At 66.9% G+C, this 19,483-nt stretch carries 19 protein-coding genes; 3 read left to right on the top strand and 16 right to left on the bottom strand.

Translation table 11 applies throughout. The annotated features are described in order from the left end of the window. The 16 genes from ACZYZF_RS19540 to ftsH form a co-directional block, all read right to left on the bottom strand. Complete coding sequence (locus ACZYZF_RS19540; RefSeq protein WP_463836539.1) at positions 1 to 765, bottom strand: CbtA family protein; 765 nt, start codon at positions 763 to 765, stop codon at positions 1 to 3. A gap of 25 nt (positions 766 to 790) precedes the next feature. Next, a complete protein-coding gene (locus ACZYZF_RS19535; RefSeq protein ID WP_463743973.1) occupies positions 791 to 1,006 on the bottom strand; it encodes a CbtB domain-containing protein in 216 nt (71 codons plus the stop codon). Between the two features lie 208 nt (positions 1,007 to 1,214). Beyond that, positions 1,215 to 3,743 (bottom strand): ATP-dependent protease ATP-binding subunit ClpC, encoded by a 2,529-nt coding sequence (clpC1, locus tag ACZYZF_RS19530; protein WP_463743972.1) that lies wholly within the window; start codon positions 3,741 to 3,743, stop codon positions 1,215 to 1,217. A 291-nt stretch (positions 3,744 to 4,034) separates the two neighbouring features. Continuing rightward, positions 4,035 to 4,376 (bottom strand): histone-like nucleoid-structuring protein Lsr2, encoded by a 342-nt coding sequence (lsr2, locus tag ACZYZF_RS19525; protein ID WP_036442478.1) that lies wholly within the window; start codon positions 4,374 to 4,376, stop codon positions 4,035 to 4,037. Between the two features lie 131 nt (positions 4,377 to 4,507). Then, on the bottom strand, positions 4,508 to 6,031 hold the full coding sequence (gene lysS / locus ACZYZF_RS19520) for a lysine--tRNA ligase (protein ID WP_463836538.1): 1,524 nt from the start codon (positions 6,029 to 6,031) through the stop codon (positions 4,508 to 4,510). Positions 6,032 to 6,165: 134 nt separating this feature from the next. Next, a complete protein-coding gene (locus ACZYZF_RS19515) occupies positions 6,166 to 6,978 on the bottom strand; it encodes a type III pantothenate kinase (RefSeq protein ID WP_463743970.1) in 813 nt (270 codons plus the stop codon). Continuing rightward, a complete protein-coding gene (panD, locus tag ACZYZF_RS19510; protein ID WP_463836537.1) occupies positions 6,978 to 7,394 on the bottom strand; it encodes an aspartate 1-decarboxylase in 417 nt (138 codons plus the stop codon). Before panD ends, ACZYZF_RS19515 begins: the two co-directional genes overlap by 1 nt. Further along, on the bottom strand, positions 7,394 to 8,338 hold the full coding sequence (panC, locus tag ACZYZF_RS19505; RefSeq protein WP_463836536.1) for a pantoate--beta-alanine ligase: 945 nt from the start codon (positions 8,336 to 8,338) through the stop codon (positions 7,394 to 7,396). The genes panD and panC overlap by 1 nt, the downstream gene beginning before the upstream one ends. Further along, the gene (locus tag ACZYZF_RS19500; protein WP_463836535.1) at positions 8,335 to 9,306 is read right to left on the bottom strand and encodes a Rossmann-like and DUF2520 domain-containing protein; all 972 of its coding nucleotides are present in this window, start codon (positions 9,304 to 9,306) and stop codon (positions 8,335 to 8,337) included. Before ACZYZF_RS19500 ends, panC begins: the two co-directional genes overlap by 4 nt. A gap of 80 nt (positions 9,307 to 9,386) precedes the next feature. Next, the gene (locus ACZYZF_RS19495) at positions 9,387 to 10,895 is read right to left on the bottom strand and encodes a DUF6779 domain-containing protein (protein WP_463836534.1); all 1,509 of its coding nucleotides are present in this window, start codon (positions 10,893 to 10,895) and stop codon (positions 9,387 to 9,389) included. A 79-nt stretch (positions 10,896 to 10,974) separates the two neighbouring features. After that, a complete protein-coding gene (locus ACZYZF_RS19490) occupies positions 10,975 to 11,451 on the bottom strand; it encodes a DUF3180 domain-containing protein (protein ID WP_463743965.1) in 477 nt (158 codons plus the stop codon). Next, the gene (gene folK, locus ACZYZF_RS19485) at positions 11,451 to 11,987 is read right to left on the bottom strand and encodes a 2-amino-4-hydroxy-6-hydroxymethyldihydropteridine diphosphokinase (protein ID WP_463743964.1); all 537 of its coding nucleotides are present in this window, start codon (positions 11,985 to 11,987) and stop codon (positions 11,451 to 11,453) included. The genes ACZYZF_RS19490 and folK overlap by 1 nt, the downstream gene beginning before the upstream one ends. Further along, positions 11,984 to 12,355 (bottom strand): dihydroneopterin aldolase, encoded by a 372-nt coding sequence (gene folB / locus ACZYZF_RS19480; protein ID WP_463836533.1) that lies wholly within the window; start codon positions 12,353 to 12,355, stop codon positions 11,984 to 11,986. The genes folK and folB overlap by 4 nt, the downstream gene beginning before the upstream one ends. Further along, positions 12,348 to 13,187: a dihydropteroate synthase gene (gene folP, locus ACZYZF_RS19475; RefSeq protein WP_463836630.1), complete on the bottom strand. Its 840-nt coding sequence runs from the start codon at positions 13,185 to 13,187 to the stop codon at positions 12,348 to 12,350. Before folP ends, folB begins: the two co-directional genes overlap by 8 nt. A gap of 14 nt (positions 13,188 to 13,201) precedes the next feature. After that, on the bottom strand, positions 13,202 to 13,819 hold the full coding sequence (gene folE, locus ACZYZF_RS19470) for a GTP cyclohydrolase I FolE (RefSeq protein WP_463743962.1): 618 nt from the start codon (positions 13,817 to 13,819) through the stop codon (positions 13,202 to 13,204). Between the two features lie 19 nt (positions 13,820 to 13,838). Next, positions 13,839 to 16,169 (bottom strand): ATP-dependent zinc metalloprotease FtsH, encoded by a 2,331-nt coding sequence (ftsH, locus tag ACZYZF_RS19465; protein WP_463743961.1) that lies wholly within the window; start codon positions 16,167 to 16,169, stop codon positions 13,839 to 13,841. 194 nt (positions 16,170 to 16,363) lie between these two features. Between ftsH and ACZYZF_RS19460 the strand changes: the two genes are divergently transcribed. From ACZYZF_RS19460 to ACZYZF_RS19450, 3 genes are read left to right on the top strand one after another with little or no spacing between them, the layout of a single operon-like run. Further along, positions 16,364 to 17,290, top strand: a complete 927-nt coding sequence (locus ACZYZF_RS19460; protein WP_463743960.1) for an alpha/beta fold hydrolase — start codon at positions 16,364 to 16,366, stop codon at positions 17,288 to 17,290. Beyond that, on the top strand, positions 17,287 to 18,462 hold the full coding sequence (locus ACZYZF_RS19455; RefSeq protein ID WP_463743959.1) for an LLM class flavin-dependent oxidoreductase: 1,176 nt from the start codon (positions 17,287 to 17,289) through the stop codon (positions 18,460 to 18,462). The genes ACZYZF_RS19460 and ACZYZF_RS19455 overlap by 4 nt, the downstream gene beginning before the upstream one ends. Further along, on the top strand, positions 18,462 to 19,472 hold the full coding sequence (locus ACZYZF_RS19450; RefSeq protein WP_463836532.1) for a zinc-binding dehydrogenase: 1,011 nt from the start codon (positions 18,462 to 18,464) through the stop codon (positions 19,470 to 19,472). Before ACZYZF_RS19455 ends, ACZYZF_RS19450 begins: the two co-directional genes overlap by 1 nt. The last annotated feature ends 11 nt before the right edge of the window (positions 19,473 to 19,483 follow it).

Genomic DNA, 19,483 nt, shown 5'->3' with positions numbered 1-19,483 from the left:
TCACGCGCTGACGGACTGCTTCTTCTCATCGAGTACCTTCGCCGCCAGGGCACCGAACACCAGCCCGATCGTCGCCCAGATCACCACCTGGGTGCCGAGCGAGTACAGCCGGAACTCGTAGAGGTCGTCGGCCGGGAACGTCGACGGGGTCTCATGGATACCCGGCAGGATCAGGAAGACCACGGCCATCGACACCACGTAGTCCGCGGCGCCGATCAGGTTGGCGTTCCATGCCCCCAGCTTGGGCGTGAGACGACGTGCCAGGAGGACTGAGCCAACCAGCAGCCCCGCCGAGAGCACAACCAGCAGCAGGTACAGCAGGGTCCGCTGCTGGATGGTCTCGTCGAGGCTGACCGCGGGCGGATTGGGCGGGTACTTGACTGCCGGGACGATCCACAGGGAGACCAGCATGCCGCCGGCGGTCAAGGCGGCCAGCGCCCGCGCCGAGAGGTTGACCCGGCCGTAGACCACGCAGAACACGACGGCCAGCAGAGCGCCCATCGCGACACTGAAGATCAGGACACCAAGGCCCATCCCGATGTTGGATTGCACACCGCGGGTGAACACCTCGGCGCCCTCACCGCCATGGGAATGCCCTCCCGCACCATGCGTATGTTCGGCGGCCTCATGTGCTGCGCCGACACCGTTCTCGAAGTCGATCGCGCGACCGATGACCGGTTCGATCAGCAGCTTCGCCCAGATGAAGGCGAGCACGCCGGCGAGGGCGCCGGCCAGAATGCCGCGCCCGATGAGTTGCTTTTCCATTTTGTTCTTCGATCTCCGCTGCGTATCAGTGGCAGGGGAAACCGAGCAGGTGACGTGCGTCGTGCACGAATTCGTGCACGTAGGTGTTGTTGCCCAGAACCGAGGTCGCGCCTTGGTCCATCCCGACGAAGTAGAGGGCCAGCAGCGCGACGAACGCCGTCAGCGTCAGCCAGAGCACCGCCTTGGTCGCCGACAGATCGAGCGGCCGGGCGTGGACCTTGCGTGCCTCGGTGGTAGTCATCTACGTGCCTTTCCGGGAATTCGCGTCCCAGTCCGTGTCGTGACAGGTCGGGTCTGACTGTTAACAGTGGCGCGGCCGTTCTGGACTCTCACCAGATTCCATTGCCTGTCGATTACACCAGCATCCTAACTATCCCCGCTGGAAAACCCTCCACCGGTAGGCGCGAAAATGCCCCCACCGAAACGGTGGGGGCATTTGTCGTCGGACGTTATTCCGCGGAGGCTCCGGCCTTGGCCAGATCCGGACCTTCGGGGGTGGTCGCCTTGGGTGCACCGGCGAACGTGAACTTCGCGTCCTCGCCGGCACCTTCGCCGTCCCAGCCCTCGACATCGACCGTCACCAGCTGACCGGGGCCGAGCTCCTCGAAGAGGATCTTCTCGGACAGCTGGTCCTCGATCTCGCGCTGGATGGTGCGGCGCAACGGCCGCGCTCCCAGCACCGGATCGAAGCCGCGCTTGGCCAGCAGGGACTTGGCCTTGTCGGTCAGCTCCATCGCCATGTCCTTGGCCTTGAGCTGTTTTCCGACGCGGCCGATCATCAGGTCGACCATCTTGATGATCTCGTCCTGCGTCAGCTGGTGGAAGACGATGATGTCGTCGATGCGGTTGAGGAACTCCGGCCGGAAGTGCTTCTTCAGCTCGTCGTTGACCTTCTGCTTCATCCGCTCGTAGTTGTTCTCACCACCGCCCTGGGTGAAGCCCAGGCCGACCGCCTTGCTGATGTCGGAGGTACCCAGGTTCGACGTGAAGATCAACACGGTGTTCTTGAAGTCGACCGTGCGACCCTGACCGTCGGTGAGACGACCGTCCTCGAGGACCTGCAGGAGGCTGTTGTAGATCTCCTGGTGGGCCTTCTCGATCTCGTCGAACAGCACCACGCTGAACGGCTTGCGGCGCACCTTCTCGGTGAGCTGGCCGCCCTCTTCGTAACCGACGTAGCCCGGAGGGGCACCGAACAGCCGCGAGGCCGTGAAGCGGTCGTGGAACTCGCCCATGTCGATCTGGATGAGTGCATCGTCGTCGCCGAACAGGAAGTTGGCCAGCGCCTTGGACAGCTCGGTCTTACCGACACCGGAGGGGCCGGCGAAGATGAACGAACCGGACGGGCGCTTCGGGTCCTTCAGGCCGGCACGGGTGCGGCGGATGGCCTTGGAGACAGCCTTGACGGCATCCTCCTGCCCGATGATCCGCTTGTGCAGCTCGTCCTCCATGCGCAGCAGCCGAGTCGTCTCCTCCTCGGTCAGCTTGAACACCGGGATGCCGGTCCAGTTACCGAGCACCTCGGCGATCTGCTCGTCGTCGACCTCGGCGACAACGTCGAGATCGCCTGAGCGCCACTGCTTCTCACGCTCGCCACGCTGAGCGACCAAGGTCTTCTCACGATCACGCAGGCTTGCCGCCTTCTCGAAGTCCTGCGCGTCGATCGCAGATTCCTTCTCCCGGCGCGCGTCGGCGATCTTCTCGTCGAACTCACGCAGGTCTGGCGGAGCGGTCATCCGGCGGATGCGCATCCGAGCACCGGCCTCGTCGATCAGGTCGATCGCCTTGTCCGGCAGGAACCGGTCGTTGATGTAGCGGTCGGCCAGGGTGGCCGCGGCCACCAGCGCGCCGTCGGTGATCGAGACGCGGTGGTGCGCCTCGTAGCGGTCGCGCAGACCCTTGAGGATCTCGATGGTGTGCTCGACCGTCGGCTCACCCACCTGGACCGGCTGGAACCGACGCTCCAGCGCGGCGTCCTTCTCGATGTACTTGCGGTACTCGTCGAGGGTGGTGGCACCGATGGTCTGCAGCTCACCACGGGCCAGCTTCGGCTTCAGGATCGATGCGGCGTCGATCGCGCCCTCGGCGGCACCTGCACCCACCAGGGTGTGCAGCTCGTCGATGAACAGGATGATGTCCCCGCGGGTGTTGATCTCCTTGAGCACCTTCTTGAGGCGTTCCTCGAAGTCACCGCGGTACCGCGAGCCCGCCACCAGGGACCCGAGGTCCAGCGTGTAGAGCTGCTTGTCCTTGAGCGTCTCGGGGACCTCGCCGTGGACGATGGCCTGCGCCAGGCCCTCGACGACGGCGGTCTTACCGACGCCGGGCTCACCGATCAGCACCGGGTTGTTCTTGGTGCGCCGGCTCAGGACCTGCATGACCCGCTCGATTTCCTTCTCACGGCCGATGACCGGATCGAGCTTGCCCTCCATGGCGGCGGCGGTCAGGTTGCGGCCGAACTGGTCGAGGACCAGTGAGGTGGACGGGTTGCCCGACTCACCGCCACGACCACCGGTGCCGGCTTCGGCGGCTTCCTTGCCCTGGTAGCCGCTCAGCAGCTGGATGACCTGCTGGCGCACACGGGTCAGCTCGGCGCCGAGCTTGACCAGCACCTGCGCGGCCACGCCTTCGCCCTCACGAATCAGGCCGAGCAGAATGTGCTCGGTGCCGATGTAGTTGTGGCCGAGCTGCAGCGCCTCACGCAGGGACAGCTCCAGCACCTTCTTGGCGCGCGGCGTGAACGGGATGTGACCGGACGGCGCCTGCTGGCCCTGCCCGATGATCTCCTCGACCTGGCTGCGGACACCTTCCAGTGAGATGCCCAACGACTCCAGCGACTTGGCGGCTACGCCCTCGCCCTCGTGAATCAGACCCAACAGGATGTGCTCGGTCCCGATGTAGTTGTGGTTGAGCATCCGGGCTTCTTCTTGCGCCAGGACGACGACCCTGCGGGCACGGTCGGTGAATCTCTCAAACATCGGTGGTTACCTGCTCTCCATCGCTAGCGATACCCGCGTACGGCTACATCTATCGGTTTTCCTCATAGCCCGCACGTAGTACCTACCGTCCACTCTAATGGGCGGCCGTCTCGGGTGCGGAGGTTGGACCCAGGACAAGCTGTTCACATCGAGTGCTGCAGATGAGCAACGCCGCCGGTAGACGATTCGTTTCCGAAAACCGGTCGATTCGGGTTCGCCACTAGCGAAAAACTCCGGACCGGGAATTCTCACCGGTCCGGAGCTGGCAACTATCGGTTACGTTGCGGTCGTCTATGTCGCGGCGTGGAAGGCGTCGATGACATCAGCGGGGATGCGGCCACGGGTGGACACGTTGTGCCCGTTGCGGCGGGCCCATTCGCGGATGGCGGCACTCTGCTCGCGATCGATCGCGCCGCGGCCACGGGCCGGCCCTGCCGCCCGTCCGCGCCGACGCCCACCGACGCGACGCCCGGCCTCCACCCACTGCTTCAGGTCGTTACGGAGCTTGGTGGCGTTTTTGGAGGAAAGGTCGATCTCATAGGTGACACCGTCGAGGCCGAATTCGACCGTCTCGTCGGCCGTGGCTTCGCCGTCGAAATCATCGACCAACGTGACGGTCACTTTCTTAGCCATTACCCCGCACCGAACCCTTCTGCATACGCATTGGTGACTTACGCCTGAGTATCCTGCATCCGCGCCCCAATGTGCCACAAAACGCGCACATTTCCAACAACGCGTGGATCGCGGAGGTTCAGTGCGGTGACTCAGTTACCGTGACGACGAACAATCGGGAACAAAACCGTCTCTCGAATAGACAACCCCGTCAACGCCATCAACAAGCGATCGATACCCATTCCGGTGCCGGTGGTCGGCGGCATCGCATACTCCAATGCGGCAAGGAAATCGTCGTCGAGAACCATTGCTTCGTCGTCACCGGCAGCCGCCGCACGGGCCTGGGCCTCGAATCGTTCACGTTGGATTACCGGGTCGACGAGTTCGGAATATCCGGTGGCGAGCTCGAAACGCCTGATGTAGAGGTCCCATTTCTCGGTAACCCCGGGAATGCTGCGGTGAGCGCGAGTGAGCGGCGAGGTCTCGACGGGGAAGTCGCGGACGAACGTCGGGGCCCACAACTTCTCGCCTACACTGTGTTCCCAGAGTTCCTCGACTAATTTTCCGTGCCCATAGCCGCGGTCACGCGGAATCTCCACCTCGAGCCGATCGGCAATAGCCCACAAGTAGTCCACTGATGTCTCCGGCGTGATCTCCTCACCCAGCGCCTCGGACAACGAGGGATACATTTTCAATGTCTCCCATTGTCCGTCGAGATCGTAGATAGTGCCATCGGGCAATGGCACTTGCCTGGTGCCGATCGCCTCGTCTGCAACCTCTTGAATAATCTCCCGGGTGACTACCGCGGAATCGTTGTAGTCGCCGTAGGCCTGATATGTCTCCAACATCGAGAATTCCGGCGAGTGCGTGGAATCAACACCTTCGTTGCGAAAGTTCCGATTCAACTCGAAAACCCGGTCAAAACCGCCGACTATGCAGCGCTTGAGGAACAGTTCGGGCGCGATCCGCAGGTACAGATCCACATCGAGCGCATTTGAGTGGGTAATGAACGGCCGGGCTGCCGCCCCACCGGCCAGGGTCTGCAGCATTGGCGTCTCGACCTCGAGGAAATCCCGGCGTTCCAGTGCCGACCGCACCGCCCGCACCACCGCCACCCGCTGACGCGCAATACTGCGCGCCTCAGGACGCACGATGAGATCCACGTAGCGCTGACGCACCCGAGTTTCTTCGCTCATCTCTTTGTGAGCAACGGGCAGCGGGCGTAGGGCCTTGGCCGCCATCTGCCACGAATCAGCCAGCACGGAAAGCTCACCGCGCTTGGAGCTGATCACCTCGCCGTGGACGAACACGATGTCGCCGAGGTCCACGTCGGCTTTCCACGCATCGAGCGACTCCTGCCCCACCTGCGCCAGGCTGATCATCGCCTGCAGTTGGGTGCCGTCGCCCTCCTGCAACGTCGCGAAGCACAACTTGCCCGAATTGCGCGCGAACACCACTCGGCCCGAGACACCGACCATCGCGCCGGTCTGGGTGTCGGCGGCCAGGTCCGGATAGGTGCTGCGCAGCTCAGCCAGAGAATGCGTACGCGGAACGGTCACCGGATAGGGTTCGCGCCCCTCGGCCAGCAGCCGCTCCCGCTTGGCCTGACGAATCCGGAACTGCTCGGGAAGGTCGGCCTGGGACTGGGACGCGTCGTCACGATCGGCTGGGCTCACAAAATGCCAGCTTAAATGAACACGCGAGCGCACAATTGCACCCCGACAGGCCGGCGGGGCCTATCCGCATCCTGACGGGGACAGACTGCCGCCCAGGTGTGCACAACCTCACAACAACGGCGAATTGGTTCGGCCTATTTGGCGGGCTTGAGCCGGCGCTGGGTGTCACGGTTGCGCTCGAACACCAACCGCAGGCCGTCAAGGGTGAGGTGGGGGTCGTAGTGCTCGACCGTGCGCAGATCCGGCAACACCAGCGGCGCGGTGTAACCGGTCGCCACGACCGCGACGTCGTCGCCGGCGAATCCGTCGACATCCTGGCGGATCCGGTGGACCAGCCCGTCGACCAACCCGGCGAACCCGAAAACCGCCCCGGCCTGCATGCACTCGACGGTGTTCTTGCCGATCACCGAACGCGGACGGGTCAGCTCGACCCGGCGCAGGGCCGCCGAGCGGGCCGCGGCGGCATCCGAGGACACCTGCACACCGGGGGCGATCGCCCCACCCAGGAATTCCCCCTTCGCCGACACGACGTCGACACAGATCGACGAGCCGAAATCGACGATGATCGCTGCAGTGCCGTATTTGTGATAGGCGGCAAGGCAATTCACGATCCGGTCCGCGCCGACTTCCTTGGGGTTGTCGACCAGCAGCGGAATGCCGGTACGTACACCGGGTTCGATCAGTACATGCGGCACCGTCGGCCAGTACTGCTCGAGCATGAGGCGCACCTCATGCAGCACCGAGGGCACCGTGGACAGTCCGGCGGCGCCGGTCAGACTCTCGGAGTCATCCCCGATCAGGCCGTCGATGGTGAGCGCCAGCTCATCGGCAGTCACCTCTGATTCGGTCCGGATTCGCCACTGCTGCACCACCTTCGCGTGGTCGCCCGAACCGGAGATCAGCCCGACGATGGTGTGGGTGTTGCGGACGTCGATGGCGAGCAGCATCAGCGCGGCGACATCAGTTCGGACGCGTCCTCGGGAACGTAGGCCGGGTCGTTGCCGTGCTCACCGAGGTCGATCTGCTTGTTGTCCGCGTCTACGAACACGATTCGCGGCTGGTAGACACGAGACTCGGCATCCTCCATCACCCCGTAGGCGATCAGGATGACCAGATCGCCCGGGTGGATGAGATGTGCTGCGGCGCCGTTGATCCCGATCACCCCGGTGCCGCGCTCGCCGGTGATCGCGTAGGTCACCAGGCGGGCACCGTTGTCGATGTCGACGATCGTCACCTGCTCGCCCTCGAGCAGGTCGGCCGCCTCCATCAGGTCGGCGTCAATGGTCACCGAGCCCACGTAGTGAAGGTCGGCCTGCGTCACCGTGGCGCGGTGAATCTTCGATTTCAGCATGGTGCGCTGCATCAGTTCCTCCAGGGCAGTTCGTGATTGTCGCCGTCACCGACGCGGGGGTGTCCGTCGATGCCTGCCGACGCTCCGATGTCGACAGATATGTTGTCCAGCAGTCTGGTTCGGCCCAGCCGGGCGGCCACCAGCAGCCGGGCCTGACCTTCGCCCGGCGCGGGACCCAACATCGGGTCGCGTACCTCCAGGTAGTCGACGTCGATGGCGGGCACCTCGTCGAGCACCGCCCGAGCCGCGTCCACGGCCGCCGAAGCCCCGCCCGCCGCCGCGTACTTGCCGGCCAGCAGGGCCGCCGACAACGCTCCGGCCTGCTCGCGCTCATCGGCATCGAGGTAGCGGTTGCGCGACGACATCGCCAGTCCATCGGATTCGCGGACGATGGGCACTCCGACGATCTGTACGTCGACGTTGAGGTCGGTGACCATCTGCCGGATCAACGCCAATTGCTGATAGTCCTTTTCACCGAAGAAGGCCCGGTCGGGGCGGACGATCTGCAGTAGCTTGAGCACAACGGTGAGCACACCGGCGAAATGGCCGGGGCGCGACGCGCCTTCCAGTTCGCTGCCGGCCGCCCCGGGCTGGACACTGGTGCGGGGGCCGTCGGGATACATGCCCGAACCGGTTGGGGTAAACGCGATTTCGACACCCTCGGCCCGCAACGCAGCCAGGTCCTCATCGAGGGTCCGCGGGTAGGCGTCGAGGTCTTCGCCCGCTCCGAACTGCAACGGGTTGACGAAGATCGACACCACCACAACCGCGCCGGGAACCCGCCTGGCCGCCCGGATCAATGTCAGGTGCCCCTCGTGCAGCGCACCCATGGTGGGCACCAGGGTGATCCGACGCCCACTCGTGCGCAGGGCGCGGGTGACGGCGGCGACATCGGTGGGTGCCGAATAGACGTTCAGCTCACCGGCGACGAACTTGGGGGTGGTGGTTGGGGTCATCCGTGACTCGTTTCGGGACTGGTTTCCGGGCCTGTTTCCGACAGAGCTGCGAGCACTGCGGCCGGCGCATGTGCACGTTGGGCGGTACGCAGTGAATCGGCCCGATACGCCTGGGCCAGTTGAGGATCCAGCGCACGCAGGGCATTCAGGTGAGCGGTCACCGCAGCGGCGTCACCACGGGCCACCGGGCCGGTCAGGGCGGCCTGGCCGCGCTGCAGCGCGTTCTCCAGTGCGGCCAGAGCAAGCGGGCCCACCACCCGCTCGGGCAGACCGCCGGGCGCATCGCCGACGAGTTCCTGACCGAGCAGCTCCTGGCCGCGCAGCGCGGCCCGCAGCGTGTCGACGGCGTCGAGCACCAGCGTGACCAGGTGGTTGCTGGCATGCGCCAACGCCGCGTGGTACTGCGTCCGCGCGTGCTCGGGCACCCGGAACGGCTCACCGCCGATCTCCAGCACGAGCGACTGACCGATCGCATAGCCGACTTCGTCCGCCGCGGTGACACCGAAACAGGTATCGGGCAGACGCGTGATGTCCTCGTCGGACCCGGTGAACGTCATCGCCGGATGGATCGCCAGCGGAATGCACCCCAGCTCGGTCAGCGGCGCCAGCACCCCGACCCCGTTGGCACCGGAGGTGTGCACCACGATCGTGCCGGGCCGGACCGCACCGGTGGCGGCCAGACCCGACACCAGGGACGTCAGCTCCGCGTCCGGGACTGCCAACAGCAACAGTTCGGCCCGCTGCGCCACCTCGGGGATGGGAAGGACGGAGGTTTCGGGTAGCCGGCGCTGCGCCCGCAGCCGTGACGCCTCGGATATCGCGCTGCACGCCACCACCACGTGCTCGACGCGTTCCAGCGCATAGCCCAGCGCAGTACCTACCCGACCGGCGGAAATGATGCCGACGCTGAGCCTGGCCGGACGCAATCCCTCAGGAGGGGACCACCCGTTTGCAGGGGGCTGCTGCATCGCAGACGACCTCACAGGTTGAAATGGTTTTACGTTCCAGTCCCGCGTTGCGGGTACCGGACGGTCGCCACGAGACTAGCTCACTCCTCGCGGCGCCTGCGACGGCCGCCTTCGGTGGGAGCTGCCTGAAACCGCGCCAGGAGATCATTCACCGACTGCCCATCGGCATGGTGCCCGTTCGGCGGCTCGGGTTCGTCGTCGCTGCGGTGCCGCGAAGCCCGCCGCGGCGGTTCGGGTGGTTGGGAGGATTCGGTGGCCAACGCCGGGGACGGCTGCGCCGGGGTGTGCCGGCCGAGGTCGGCAACCTCACCCGCAGCGGAGTGACGGCCACGGGGCGGCGGCTCGGGAGCCTGACCCGGTGACATCGCTGGCGCCGGAGTCGGCGCCGGCTCAGGTGCCGGCTCGGGCGCCGGAGTTGATTCGGCCGTGGGTTCCGGAACTGCTGTGGGTGTCGATTCTTGGGCACGTCGCCGGCCGACGTACTCGTTTGCGGCCTCGTTTGCGGCGCCGTTCTGGGCTGCCGGTGTAGCCCAGTTGCTGCCCGGTGCGCCCGCGGGAATCCACTGTCCCTCGGCCGGCGCCGGTTCCCAACCCGTGGCCGCGGGTTCGGCGGCGGGCGGCGTGCTCGGGGGCTCGGGTTCCGGGGCTTCGATGGTGGGTGACGGCTGCATCGGTGGCATGGCCGGTGGCGGTGGGGGCGGCGCCCAGGTCGACGGGGGTTCGGGCTGCCGGCGGGCGGCCGGTTGCGGCTCAGGCCGGGATTGAGGTTGCGGCTCAGGCCGAGGCTGGGGTTGCGGCTCGGGGCGAGACACCGGTTGCGGCTCGGGCCGCGGCGGCGCCTTGGGCTCCTGCGGCCGCGGGGTATCGGGTTGGCGGGCAGTGTCCGGTTGGCGGGCGGTGTCCGGTTGGCGCCGGCGGCGACGCGGCTGCTCACCGGCGGGCACCGGCCGCGACGGCAGCCGGTGCACACCACCGGAGGTCGCCCAGTCGTTCTCCGGCGGATGCGGCACGGCCGGGACGTCGATGATCGGGCTTTCCTGGGTACGCGACATACGGATGTCGGTGACCTCGACCGGCGGTATGTCCAACCGGCTGGCGGTGACCCGGCCGGCGGTACGCACCGCGCTCTTGTCGGTCTCGATGGCCGGGCGGTGCACCAGGTCGGTGTCGAACAGGATCTCCAGGTTCGCCCGCAATGCGGCAAGCTCGGAGCGCAGCGCGGCAACCTCGTCGGCCGCCTGGGCGCGCAGCTCCGAGGCCAGCTCCCGGCGCAACTGGGTTTCGACGGTCAGCTCGTACTCCCGCCGCGCCGAGATCTCCCGATCCAGCTGCAGGTCGTAGACGAACTTCAGATCGCGGGCCTTGGCCTGGTCGAGGTCACTCTGGCGCCGGTAGATCACGGAGACGAAGGCCGCCACGACGGCGGCCCACAGGGCCAGGATGACTGCGAGTTTCAGCAACTCGACGCGATCGGTGAACACCAATGCGGAACTGGCCAGAATGGCGAGCACCAGCAATACCGTTAAGAGCAGCCAGCCCGGCCTTCGGCCGCCGCGCCGTGGCCGACCACCGCGGGGCAGAACGGTCATGCGCCGACTGTACCCGTCACGGGTCATCTAACCTGGGGACCGCTGCGGCGATTCGGCCAACTACCTGGCCGATAATCGTTCACTCGGTCGCGGTATCACCGTTGTCCTGAGGTTCCTCGGGAGACTTGCAGCAATGCTGTAGCCACACCGCCGCGACGATCAGCGCCAGCGCGCTGATGGCAGCAACCACCGCGCCGGGAGTGTCCTCGCCGGCCACCCTCAGGTCGCCGCGCCGGGGCCACAGGTACACCAGCACCCCTATCCACCAACCCGCCACGATGGCGCCCACCCAGGCCGAGGCCTTGGCGATGACGACCGACCGGGCCACCGTCAGCGGGTGCAGCCGGCCGGCACCGACTCCGATCTGCCCGTCGTTGATCTTCGCCCGCACATAGAACGCCCAGCCCGCCTCGGCGATCGCAACCGCCAGCAGTGAGAGTCCGGTCCAGATCGTGAGCGGCGGGAACCACCGGTAGAGCACACCGACCAGCACGTAGCCGACGATGGCGACGACCGCCACCGCGCCGGCCAGGTCGCGCTTGCGCGTCGGGCCCATCAGTCGGCCGCCGGTTCGGTGCGGAAGTCCAACGCCAGATCAGTGCGCCTGACACCGGCTCGCTCGGCCGGGTCGATCTCCTCCAACAGGTTCGCGACCCGGCGGGACCGGCCGACCACCGTCAGCGTGGCATCCGGATCCACCGCCAGCCACGGGATCAGCACGAATGCGCGCAGGTGAGCCAGCGGGTGCGGCAGCGTCAGGTCGGCATCGCGAGACTGCACCTCGACGTCACCGTCATGGCACGTGACCAGGTCGACGTCGAGGGTGCGCGGGCCCCACTTCTGTTCCCGGACCCGGTCCGCCGCCTGTTCCAACTGCTGGCCACGTCGCAGCCAGCCGTGTCCGTCGAGGCCCGGATCGTCGGCGAGCAGTACCGCGTTCAGGAACGGACCCTGCTCGACGCCGCCCCAGGCGTCGGTCTCGAAGACCGGCGACACCGCACGGACCGCACTCCCGAGGCCGTCGACCACCGACTGCAACCGGGCCAGCCGGTCGCCGAGATTCGACCCGATCGAGAGAACGGTTGACGTCATTGGGAACCCCGTCGGGACCGCCTGGCGACCACCGCGACATCGTCGAAGGTCAGCGGAATCGGGGCGCTCGGCTTGTGCACGACGACCTCGACCGCATGCAGACGCTCGTCGGCCATGATGGCGTCGGCGATCTCGGCCGAGACCGTCTCGATCAGGTTCCGCGGCGGGCCCGCGACGATATCCGCTGCCCGCTGGGCCAGTGCGCCGTAATCGAGGGTGTCGGCGAGATCGTCGGTGGCTGCTGCCCGGCGCAGGTCCACCCACGCCGTGATGTCGACGACGAAGTCCTGCCCGTCCCGGCGCTCGTGGTCGAACACGCCGTGATTGCCACGAACCCGTAAGCCGCGCAACTCAATTCGATCAGCCAACCCGACCTCCAGATTCCCAGGCTTCCAGTACGGCGAGCGCGTCGACGGAGGCCACCACATCGTGCACGCGAACACCCCAGGCCCCGTGCTGGGCCGCGAGCACCGAGATCACCGCGGTGGCGGTCTCGCGACCGTCCGGTGGGCGCAGAGTCCCGTCCGCCCCAGCCAGCAAGGCACCGAGGAAGCGTTTGCGTGAGGCGCCGACCAACACGGGGATCCCGGTTGCGATGAATTCGGGCAGAGCGTGCAGCAGGGCCCAATTGTCCTGCGCGGTCTTGGCGAATCCCAGACCCGGATCGATGATCAGCCGCTCCGGGGCGACACCCGCAGCGACCGCGGCGTCGACCGCGGTCAGCAGTTCAGCCCGAACCTCGGCCACCACATCGCCGTAACCCGGAGCGCGGTGCGGCTGCGCGGCGCCGACCGAACGCCAGTGCATCAGGATCCACGGCACCTTCGCCTCGGCGAGCAGCGGTGCCATGTTGGGATCGGCCAGGCCGCCGGACACGTCGTTGACGATCTGCGCGCCCCTTTCCAGGGCCACTTTCGCCACATCGGCGTGCATGGTGTCGATACTGACCGTGATGCCTTGGGCGGCAAGCGCTTCGATGACCGGGGCGACCCGGGCTGCCTCCACCGCGGGGTCGACGCGCACCGCACCGGGCCGGGTCGATTCCCCGCCCACGTCGATGATCGCGGCCCCGGCAGCGGCCAGTGCCAGCCCGTGTTCGACGGCGCGGTCGCGGTCGATGAACTTGCCGCCGTCGGAGAAGGAATCGTCGGTGACATTCACCACCCCCATGACCTGCACGCGCGCTCCGCGAGGGACCATCGGCCTGGCTGGGTTCACTTCCGCAGGATCAGTTCCAGCGCCTCGGCCCGAGAAGCCTTGTCGGTCTTGAACTGTCCACGTACCGCGGAGGTGGTGGTGACCGCACCCGGCTTGCGGACGCCCCGCATGGCCATGCACAGGTGCTCGGCCTCGATCACCACGATGGCTCCGCGCGGATCGAGCTTGCGCATCATTGCGTCGGCGATCTGGGCGGTCAGGCGTTCCTGCACCTGCGGGCGCTTGGAGTACAGGTCGACCAGCCGGGCGATCTTCGACAGACCGGTCACCCGGCCGTCCACCCCGGGGATGTATCCGACGTGGGCCACCCCGTGGAACGACACCAGGTGGTGCTCACAGGTGGAGTACAACGGGATCGACTTGACCAGCACGAGCTCGTCGTGTTCCTCGTCGAAGGTGGTGTTGAGCACCGCATCCGGGTCGGTGTAGAGACCGGCCATCAGCTCTTTGTACGCACGCGCCACGCGGGCCGGGGTATCCACCAGACCCTGACGATCGGGGTCCTCACCGATGGCGATCAGCAGCTCACGCACGGCCGCCTCGGCACGGGGTTGGTCGAATACCCGCGTGGCCGTATCGGTGTTGTTGTGATGCTCGCGCAACGACTGCGCCATCGAAGCCTCCGTTCTCGGATCAGCCGTGGGCCGGGGGGTTGGGCCGGTCGGACCGGTCAGGCCGCTCAGGAGCACGATCCTGACCCGCCTCCTCGTTCGGCGTATTGGGCTGGCCGGGATGAGGATAAGGCTGATAGGGGTACGGCTGGGGCTGTTGCCATCCCGACGGATGCGGCGGCGGGTACCAGTAGCCCTGCTGTTGCTGGGGCGGTTGGTATCCCGGCTGCGACGGCGCGGGCGGCCAGCCCGGCGCATGCCAGCCGGCCGGTGCGCCGTAATCGGGCTGGGTCGTACCGTTCTGGTTCGCCCCGTTCGGCGGCGCGCCGTTGGCTCCGGAGCCGTTGGTCTCGTTGGCCCGCTCGGCCTCCCGGCTGGCGGCGGCGATCGCAGCCTTGAACGCCGGCTCGGGCACCGGCGGCGGCCACGGCTCACCGCGCTCGATGGCAATCTCACCCGGCGTCTTGATCGGCGGCTTGTCCGACGGCACCCGGCCACCGAAGTCGTCGAACATGGTCAGCCGGGGACGCTTCTTCACGTCGCCGAAGATGGCCTCCAGCTCGACGCGGTGCAACGTCTCCTTCTCCAGGAGCTCACCGGCCAGCGTGTCGAGCACGTCGCGGTACTCGCTGAGGATCTCCCAGGCCTCGGTGTGCGCGGCCTCGATGAGCTTGCGCACCTCGTCGTCGATGTCGCGGGCCACCTCGTGGCCGAAGTCGGCCTGGGTGCCCATGGTGCGGCCCAGGAACGGATCACCGTGCTCGGTGCCGTAGCGCACGGCCCCCAGCTTGGAACTCATGCCGTACTCGGTGACCATCGCGCGGGCGATCTTGGTGGCCTGCTCGATGTCGGACACCGCGCCGGTGGTGGGCTCGCGGAAGACCAGTTCCTCGGCCGCGCGACCACCCATGGCGAACACCAGGCGGGCAATCATCTCCGAGCGGGTCATCAGGCCCTTGTCGTCCTCGGGCACCGCCACCGCGTGGCCGCCCGTGCGGCCACGGGCCAGGATGGTCACCTTGTAGATCGGCTCGATGTCGGGCATCGCCCACGCGGCCAGGGTGTGCCCGCCCTCGTGGTAGGCGGTGATCTTCTTTTCCTGCTCGCTGATGATGCGGCCCTTGCGGCGCGGGCCGCCCACGACACGGTCGACGGCTTCTTCCAGCGCGGCACTGGTGATGACGGTGCCGTTCTCACGAGCGGTCAGCAGTGCGGACTCGTTGATGACGTTGGCCAGGTCGGCGCCGGACATGCCGACGGTGCGCTTGGCCAGGCCGTCCAGGTCGGCGTCGGGGGCGATCGGCTTGCCCGCCGAATGCACCTTGAGCACCGCGCGACGGCCGGCCAGATCGGGATTGGACACCGGGATCTGCCGGTCGAAGCGGCCCGGACGCAGCAGCGCCGGGTCGAGGATGTCGGGCCGGTTGGTGGCCGCGATCAGGATGACGCCCTGGCGGTCGCCGAAGCCGTCCATCTCGACCAGCAGCTGATTCAGGGTCTGTTCGCGCTCGTCGTGACCGCCGCCCATGCCCGCACCGCGCTGACGGCCGACGGCGTCGATCTCGTCGACGAAGATGATGCACGGGCTGTTGGCCTTGGCCTGCTCGAACATGTCACGCACGCGGGAGGCGCCGACGCCGACGAACATCTCGACGAAGTCCGAACCCGAGATCGTGAAGAACGGGACGCCGGCCTCACCGGCGACGGCGCGGGCCAGCAGGGTCTTGCCCGTTCCGGGCGGGCCGTACAGCAGCACGCCCTTGGGGATCTTGGCGCCCAGCGCCTGATACCGCGACGGGTTCTGCAGGAAGTCCTTGATCTCGTAGAGCTCCTCGACCGCCTCGTCGACGCCTGCGACGTCGGCGAACGTGGTCTTGGGCATGTCCTTGCCCAATTGCTTGGCCTTCGACTTGCCGAAGCCGAAGCCCATCCGGCCGCCGCCGCCCTGCATCCGGGAGAACATCACGAACAGGCCGACCAGCAGCAGCAGCGGCAGCATGTAGATCAGCATCGAGCCGAGGAAGCTGCCCTGGTTGACAGTGGTGCCGAACTTGACGTGCTTGGCGTCGAGCTGGTCGACGAGCTTCACCGCATAGCCGGTCGGGTACTTCGTGATGACCTTGTCGCTGTTCTCGGTCTCGTCCTTGCCGCTCTTCAGATCGAGCCGCAGCTGTTGCTCGCGGTCGTCGATCTGGGCGCTCTTGACGTTGTCGGCACCGATCTGGGCCACCGCTACCGAGGTGTCGACGGGTTTGTAGCCGCGGGTGTCGTCGCTGAAATAGAAAAACGACCAGCCCAGCAACAGCACGACCGCGATCACGGTCAGCGTACGGATCACATTTTTGCGGTTCATCGATCACTCGGCCGAGTTCGGCCCGGTCCTTCCAACGTGCGCAGTTGAGGGTTTTAGGCTACCGCTAGACCAACGTCCGGCAGTTCCCGACGGTATCTAGCCGAGCGCGGGCCGCTGTGCTTGGGTGAGATCGTGCTCACATTTCACCGGATTGCTCCTCGCGTGAGCGCCGCCCTATTGCTCCTCGCGTCCGCATGACCGAGCGGTTAGTCGACACCAATGGCGTGACATTGAAGGTGATCGAGGCGGGTGAGCCCGGAAATCCGGTGGTCGTGCTGGCCCACGGGTTTCCCGAGCTGGCCTATTCGTGGCGGCACCAGATGCCCGCGCTGGCGGCCGCCGGCTATCACGTCCTGGCTCCTGACCAGCGGGGTTACGGTGGCTCGTCGCGGCCCGAGAGCATCGATGCCTACAACATCGTGGAGCTGACCGCCGACATCGCGGGGTTGCTCGATGATGTCGGTGCCGAGCGGGCGGTGCTCGTCGGGCACGACTGGGGCTCGCCCGTCGTCACCAACTTCCCGTTGTTCTTCCCCGATCGGGTCGCGGCGGTGGCCGCGCTGAGCGTGCCCCCGGTCCCCCGGGCGTCCGGACCGCCGACGCAGATCTGGCGCAAGATCGTCGGCGACAACTTCTTCTACATCTTGTACTTCCAGGAGCCCGGTGTCGCCGACGCCGCACTGGGCGCCGATGTCCGGCAGTCGCTGCGCCGCATGATCGCGATGGAAGGCATCAGCGCTCCCCCGGACAGCCTGTCCGACCGACCGCTACCGCCACTGCCGGACTGGATCACCGCCGACGAGTTCGAGCACTACGTGCAGGCCTATGCCGAGACCGGCTTCACCGGGCCGCTGAACTGGTACCGCAACTTCGACCGGAACTGGGAGCTCACGGATCCTGATTCGGGAACCACCGCGCACCAGACCATCACGGTCCCGATGCTGTTCGTGGCCGGCACCGCCGACCCGGTGCTGGGCTTCACGCCGCGGGACCGGGTGCGGGACGTGGCCACCGGTGACTACCGCGAGGTGCTGCTCGACGGCGCCGGGCACTGGCTGCAGCAGGAACGTCCCGATGAGGTGAACAAGGTGCTGTTGGAGTTCTTGGAGGGCCTGAAGTGAGTCCGTTGAATTTCGGCGTTTTCATCACACCGTTTCACCCGGTCGGCCAATCCCCGACCACCGCACTGCAATACGACATGGACCGGGTGGAGGCGCTGGACCGGCTCGGTTACGACGAGGCCTGGTTCGGCGAACATCATTCCGGCGGTTACGAACTCATCGCCTGTCCCGAAGTGTTCATCGCCGCCGCGGCCGAACGGACCAGACACATCCGGCTGGGCACCGGCGTGGTGTCGCTGCCGTATCACCACCCGCTCATGGTGGCCGACCGGTGGGTGTTGCTCGACCACCTCACCCGCGGCCGGGTGATGTTCGGAACCGGGCCGGGGGCACTGCCGTCGGATGCCTACATGATGGGCATCGACCCGGTGGATCAGCGGCCGATGATGCAGGAATCCCTTGAGGCGATCCTGGCGTTGTTCCGCGCCGCACCCGATGAGCGGATCGACCGCAAGTCGGACTGGTTCACCCTGCGCGACGCCGCGCTGCACATCCGCCCCTACACCTGGCCCTACCCCGAAATTTCCACCGCGGCAATGGTTTCCCCCTCCGGTCCGCGACTGGCCGGGGCATTGGGCACCTCGTTGCTGTCCCTGTCGATGTCGGTGCCCGGTGGCTACGCGGCCATCGAGACCACCTGGGACACGGTGCGTGAGCAGGCCGCCAAATCCGATCGGCCCGAACCGGACCGAGCCAATTGGCGGGTGCTGGGCATCGTCCACCTCGCCGACACCCGCGAACAGGCCATCGCGGACTGCACTTACGGCCTGCAGGATTTCGCCAACTACTTCGGCGCCGCCGGCTTCGTGCCGCTGTCCGAGAAGACCGAGGCGACGGATTCCGCTTACGAGTTCGTGGAAAACTATGCGGCAGGCGGCAATTGCTGTATCGGCACCACCGCCGACGCAATCGCCTACATCCAGGACCTGCTGGACCGCTCCGGCGGGTTCGGCACCCTCCTGCTCCTCGGCCACGACTGGGCACCACCTGCGGCCACCTTCCATTCCTACGAACTGTTCGCCCGTGAGGTGATCCCGCATTTCAAGGGCCAGCTCACGGCCGCGCGGGCGTCGCACGACTGGGCCAAGGGCATGCGGGATCAGCTGTTGGGTCGCGCCGGACAGGCCATCGTCAACGCGATCACCGAACACACCACCGAGGGGAAGAGTTGATGCGCGCCGCGGTGCTGCGTGACGGCCGGATGATCGTTCGCGATGACGTGCCCGAACCGGTGCCCGGCCCGGGGCAGGTGCTGGTCAAGGTGAAGGCCTGCGGAATCTGCGGGTCCGACCTGCATTTCGCCACCCACGGCGCCGACATGCTGGCCGCGGGCGCCGATCTGGAGGGTGTGCCCGACATGGACATCGACCTGGCCGGCGACGTCTTCATGGGCCATGAGTTCAGCGCCGAGATCCTCGATGCCGGACCGGGAACCGAGGCAGCCGCCGCCGGCACCCTGGTGACCTCGGTACCGGTGCTGATCTCCGCCGGCGGGATCGCGCCGATCGTGTACAGCAACACCACCGTCGGCGGTTACGCCGAGAAGATGCTGCTGTCGGCGCCGCTGCTACTGCCGGTTCCGAACGGACTGAGCGCTGAACACGCCGCACTCACCGAACCGATGGCCGTCGGTCTGCATGCAGTCAATGCGTCGCGCATCGAACCCGGCGAGACGGCACTCGTCGTCGGCTGCGGCCCCGTCGGCGTCGCGATCATCGCGGCCCTGAAACTTCGGGGCGTGGAAACGATTGTGGCGTCGGACTTCTCCGCCGTCCGACGCGACCTCGCTGCCACCATGGGCGCCCACGTCACGCTGGATCCAACGGAGGACTCACCGTTCCATCACTGCACGCCCGCGGTGGTCTTCGAGGCAGTCGGCGCACCCGGGATCATCGACGACGTATTGCGTCGCGCACCCGCGGGCATCCGGCTGGTGGTGGCCGGAGTGTGCATGCAGCCCGATACCGTGCACCCGTTCTACGCGATCACCAAACAGATCAGCATCCAGTTCGTCTTCGGCTACGACCCGACCGAGTTCGCGAACTCGCTGCGCGCCATCGCCGAGGGTGCGATCGACGTCGCACCGATGATCACCGGGAACGTGGGCCTCGACGCGGTGAGCGCCACGTTCGACGAGCTCGCCTCCCCTGACCGGCACTGCAAAGTCCTGGTGACGCCGTGACGTCCCGGTAG

This window comes from Mycobacterium sp. IDUB_24 (assembly GCF_055419385.1).
The sequence above is the reverse complement of the archived record's forward strand: the minus strand, read 5'-3'. Positions and strand labels throughout refer to the sequence as shown.

What these genes read in the sequence shown, in the direction of transcription:
- ACZYZF_RS19490 (WP_463743965.1), bottom strand. Translation starts at nt 11,451, where the DNA reads ATGGGCCCGACGCGCAAGCGCGACCTGGCCGGCGCGGTGGCGGTCGTC.
- ftsH (WP_463743961.1), bottom strand. Translation starts at nt 16,169, where the DNA reads ATGAACCGCAAAAATGTGATCCGTACGCTGACCGTGATCGCGGTCGTG.
- folK (WP_463743964.1), bottom strand. Translation starts at nt 11,987, where the DNA reads ATGACGTCAACCGTTCTCTCGATCGGGTCGAATCTCGGCGACCGGCTG.
- ACZYZF_RS19460 (WP_463743960.1), top strand. Translation starts at nt 16,364, where the DNA reads ATGACCGAGCGGTTAGTCGACACCAATGGCGTGACATTGAAGGTGATC.
- ACZYZF_RS19500 (WP_463836535.1), bottom strand. Translation starts at nt 9,306, where the DNA reads ATGCAGCAGCCCCCTGCAAACGGGTGGTCCCCTCCTGAGGGATTGCGT.
- ACZYZF_RS19495 (WP_463836534.1), bottom strand. Translation starts at nt 10,895, where the DNA reads ATGACCGTTCTGCCCCGCGGTGGTCGGCCACGGCGCGGCGGCCGAAGG.
- ACZYZF_RS19450 (WP_463836532.1), top strand. Translation starts at nt 18,462, where the DNA reads ATGCGCGCCGCGGTGCTGCGTGACGGCCGGATGATCGTTCGCGATGAC.
- panC (WP_463836536.1), bottom strand. Translation starts at nt 8,338, where the DNA reads ATGACCCCAACCACCACCCCCAAGTTCGTCGCCGGTGAGCTGAACGTC.
- ACZYZF_RS19515 (WP_463743970.1), bottom strand. Translation starts at nt 6,978, where the DNA reads ATGCTGCTCGCCATCGACGTCCGCAACACCCACACCATCGTCGGGCTG.
- ACZYZF_RS19540 (WP_463836539.1), bottom strand. Translation starts at nt 765, where the DNA reads ATGGAAAAGCAACTCATCGGGCGCGGCATTCTGGCCGGCGCCCTCGCC.
- panD (WP_463836537.1), bottom strand. Translation starts at nt 7,394, where the DNA reads ATGCAGCGCACCATGCTGAAATCGAAGATTCACCGCGCCACGGTGACG.
- ACZYZF_RS19535 (WP_463743973.1), bottom strand. Translation starts at nt 1,006, where the DNA reads ATGACTACCACCGAGGCACGCAAGGTCCACGCCCGGCCGCTCGATCTG.
- folP (WP_463836630.1), bottom strand. Translation starts at nt 13,187, where the DNA reads ATGGTCCCTCGCGGAGCGCGCGTGCAGGTCATGGGGGTGGTGAATGTC.
- folE (WP_463743962.1), bottom strand. Translation starts at nt 13,819, where the DNA reads ATGGCGCAGTCGTTGCGCGAGCATCACAACAACACCGATACGGCCACG.
- lsr2 (WP_036442478.1), bottom strand. Translation starts at nt 4,376, where the DNA reads ATGGCTAAGAAAGTGACCGTCACGTTGGTCGATGATTTCGACGGCGAA.
- clpC1 (WP_463743972.1), bottom strand. Translation starts at nt 3,743, where the DNA reads ATGTTTGAGAGATTCACCGACCGTGCCCGCAGGGTCGTCGTCCTGGCG.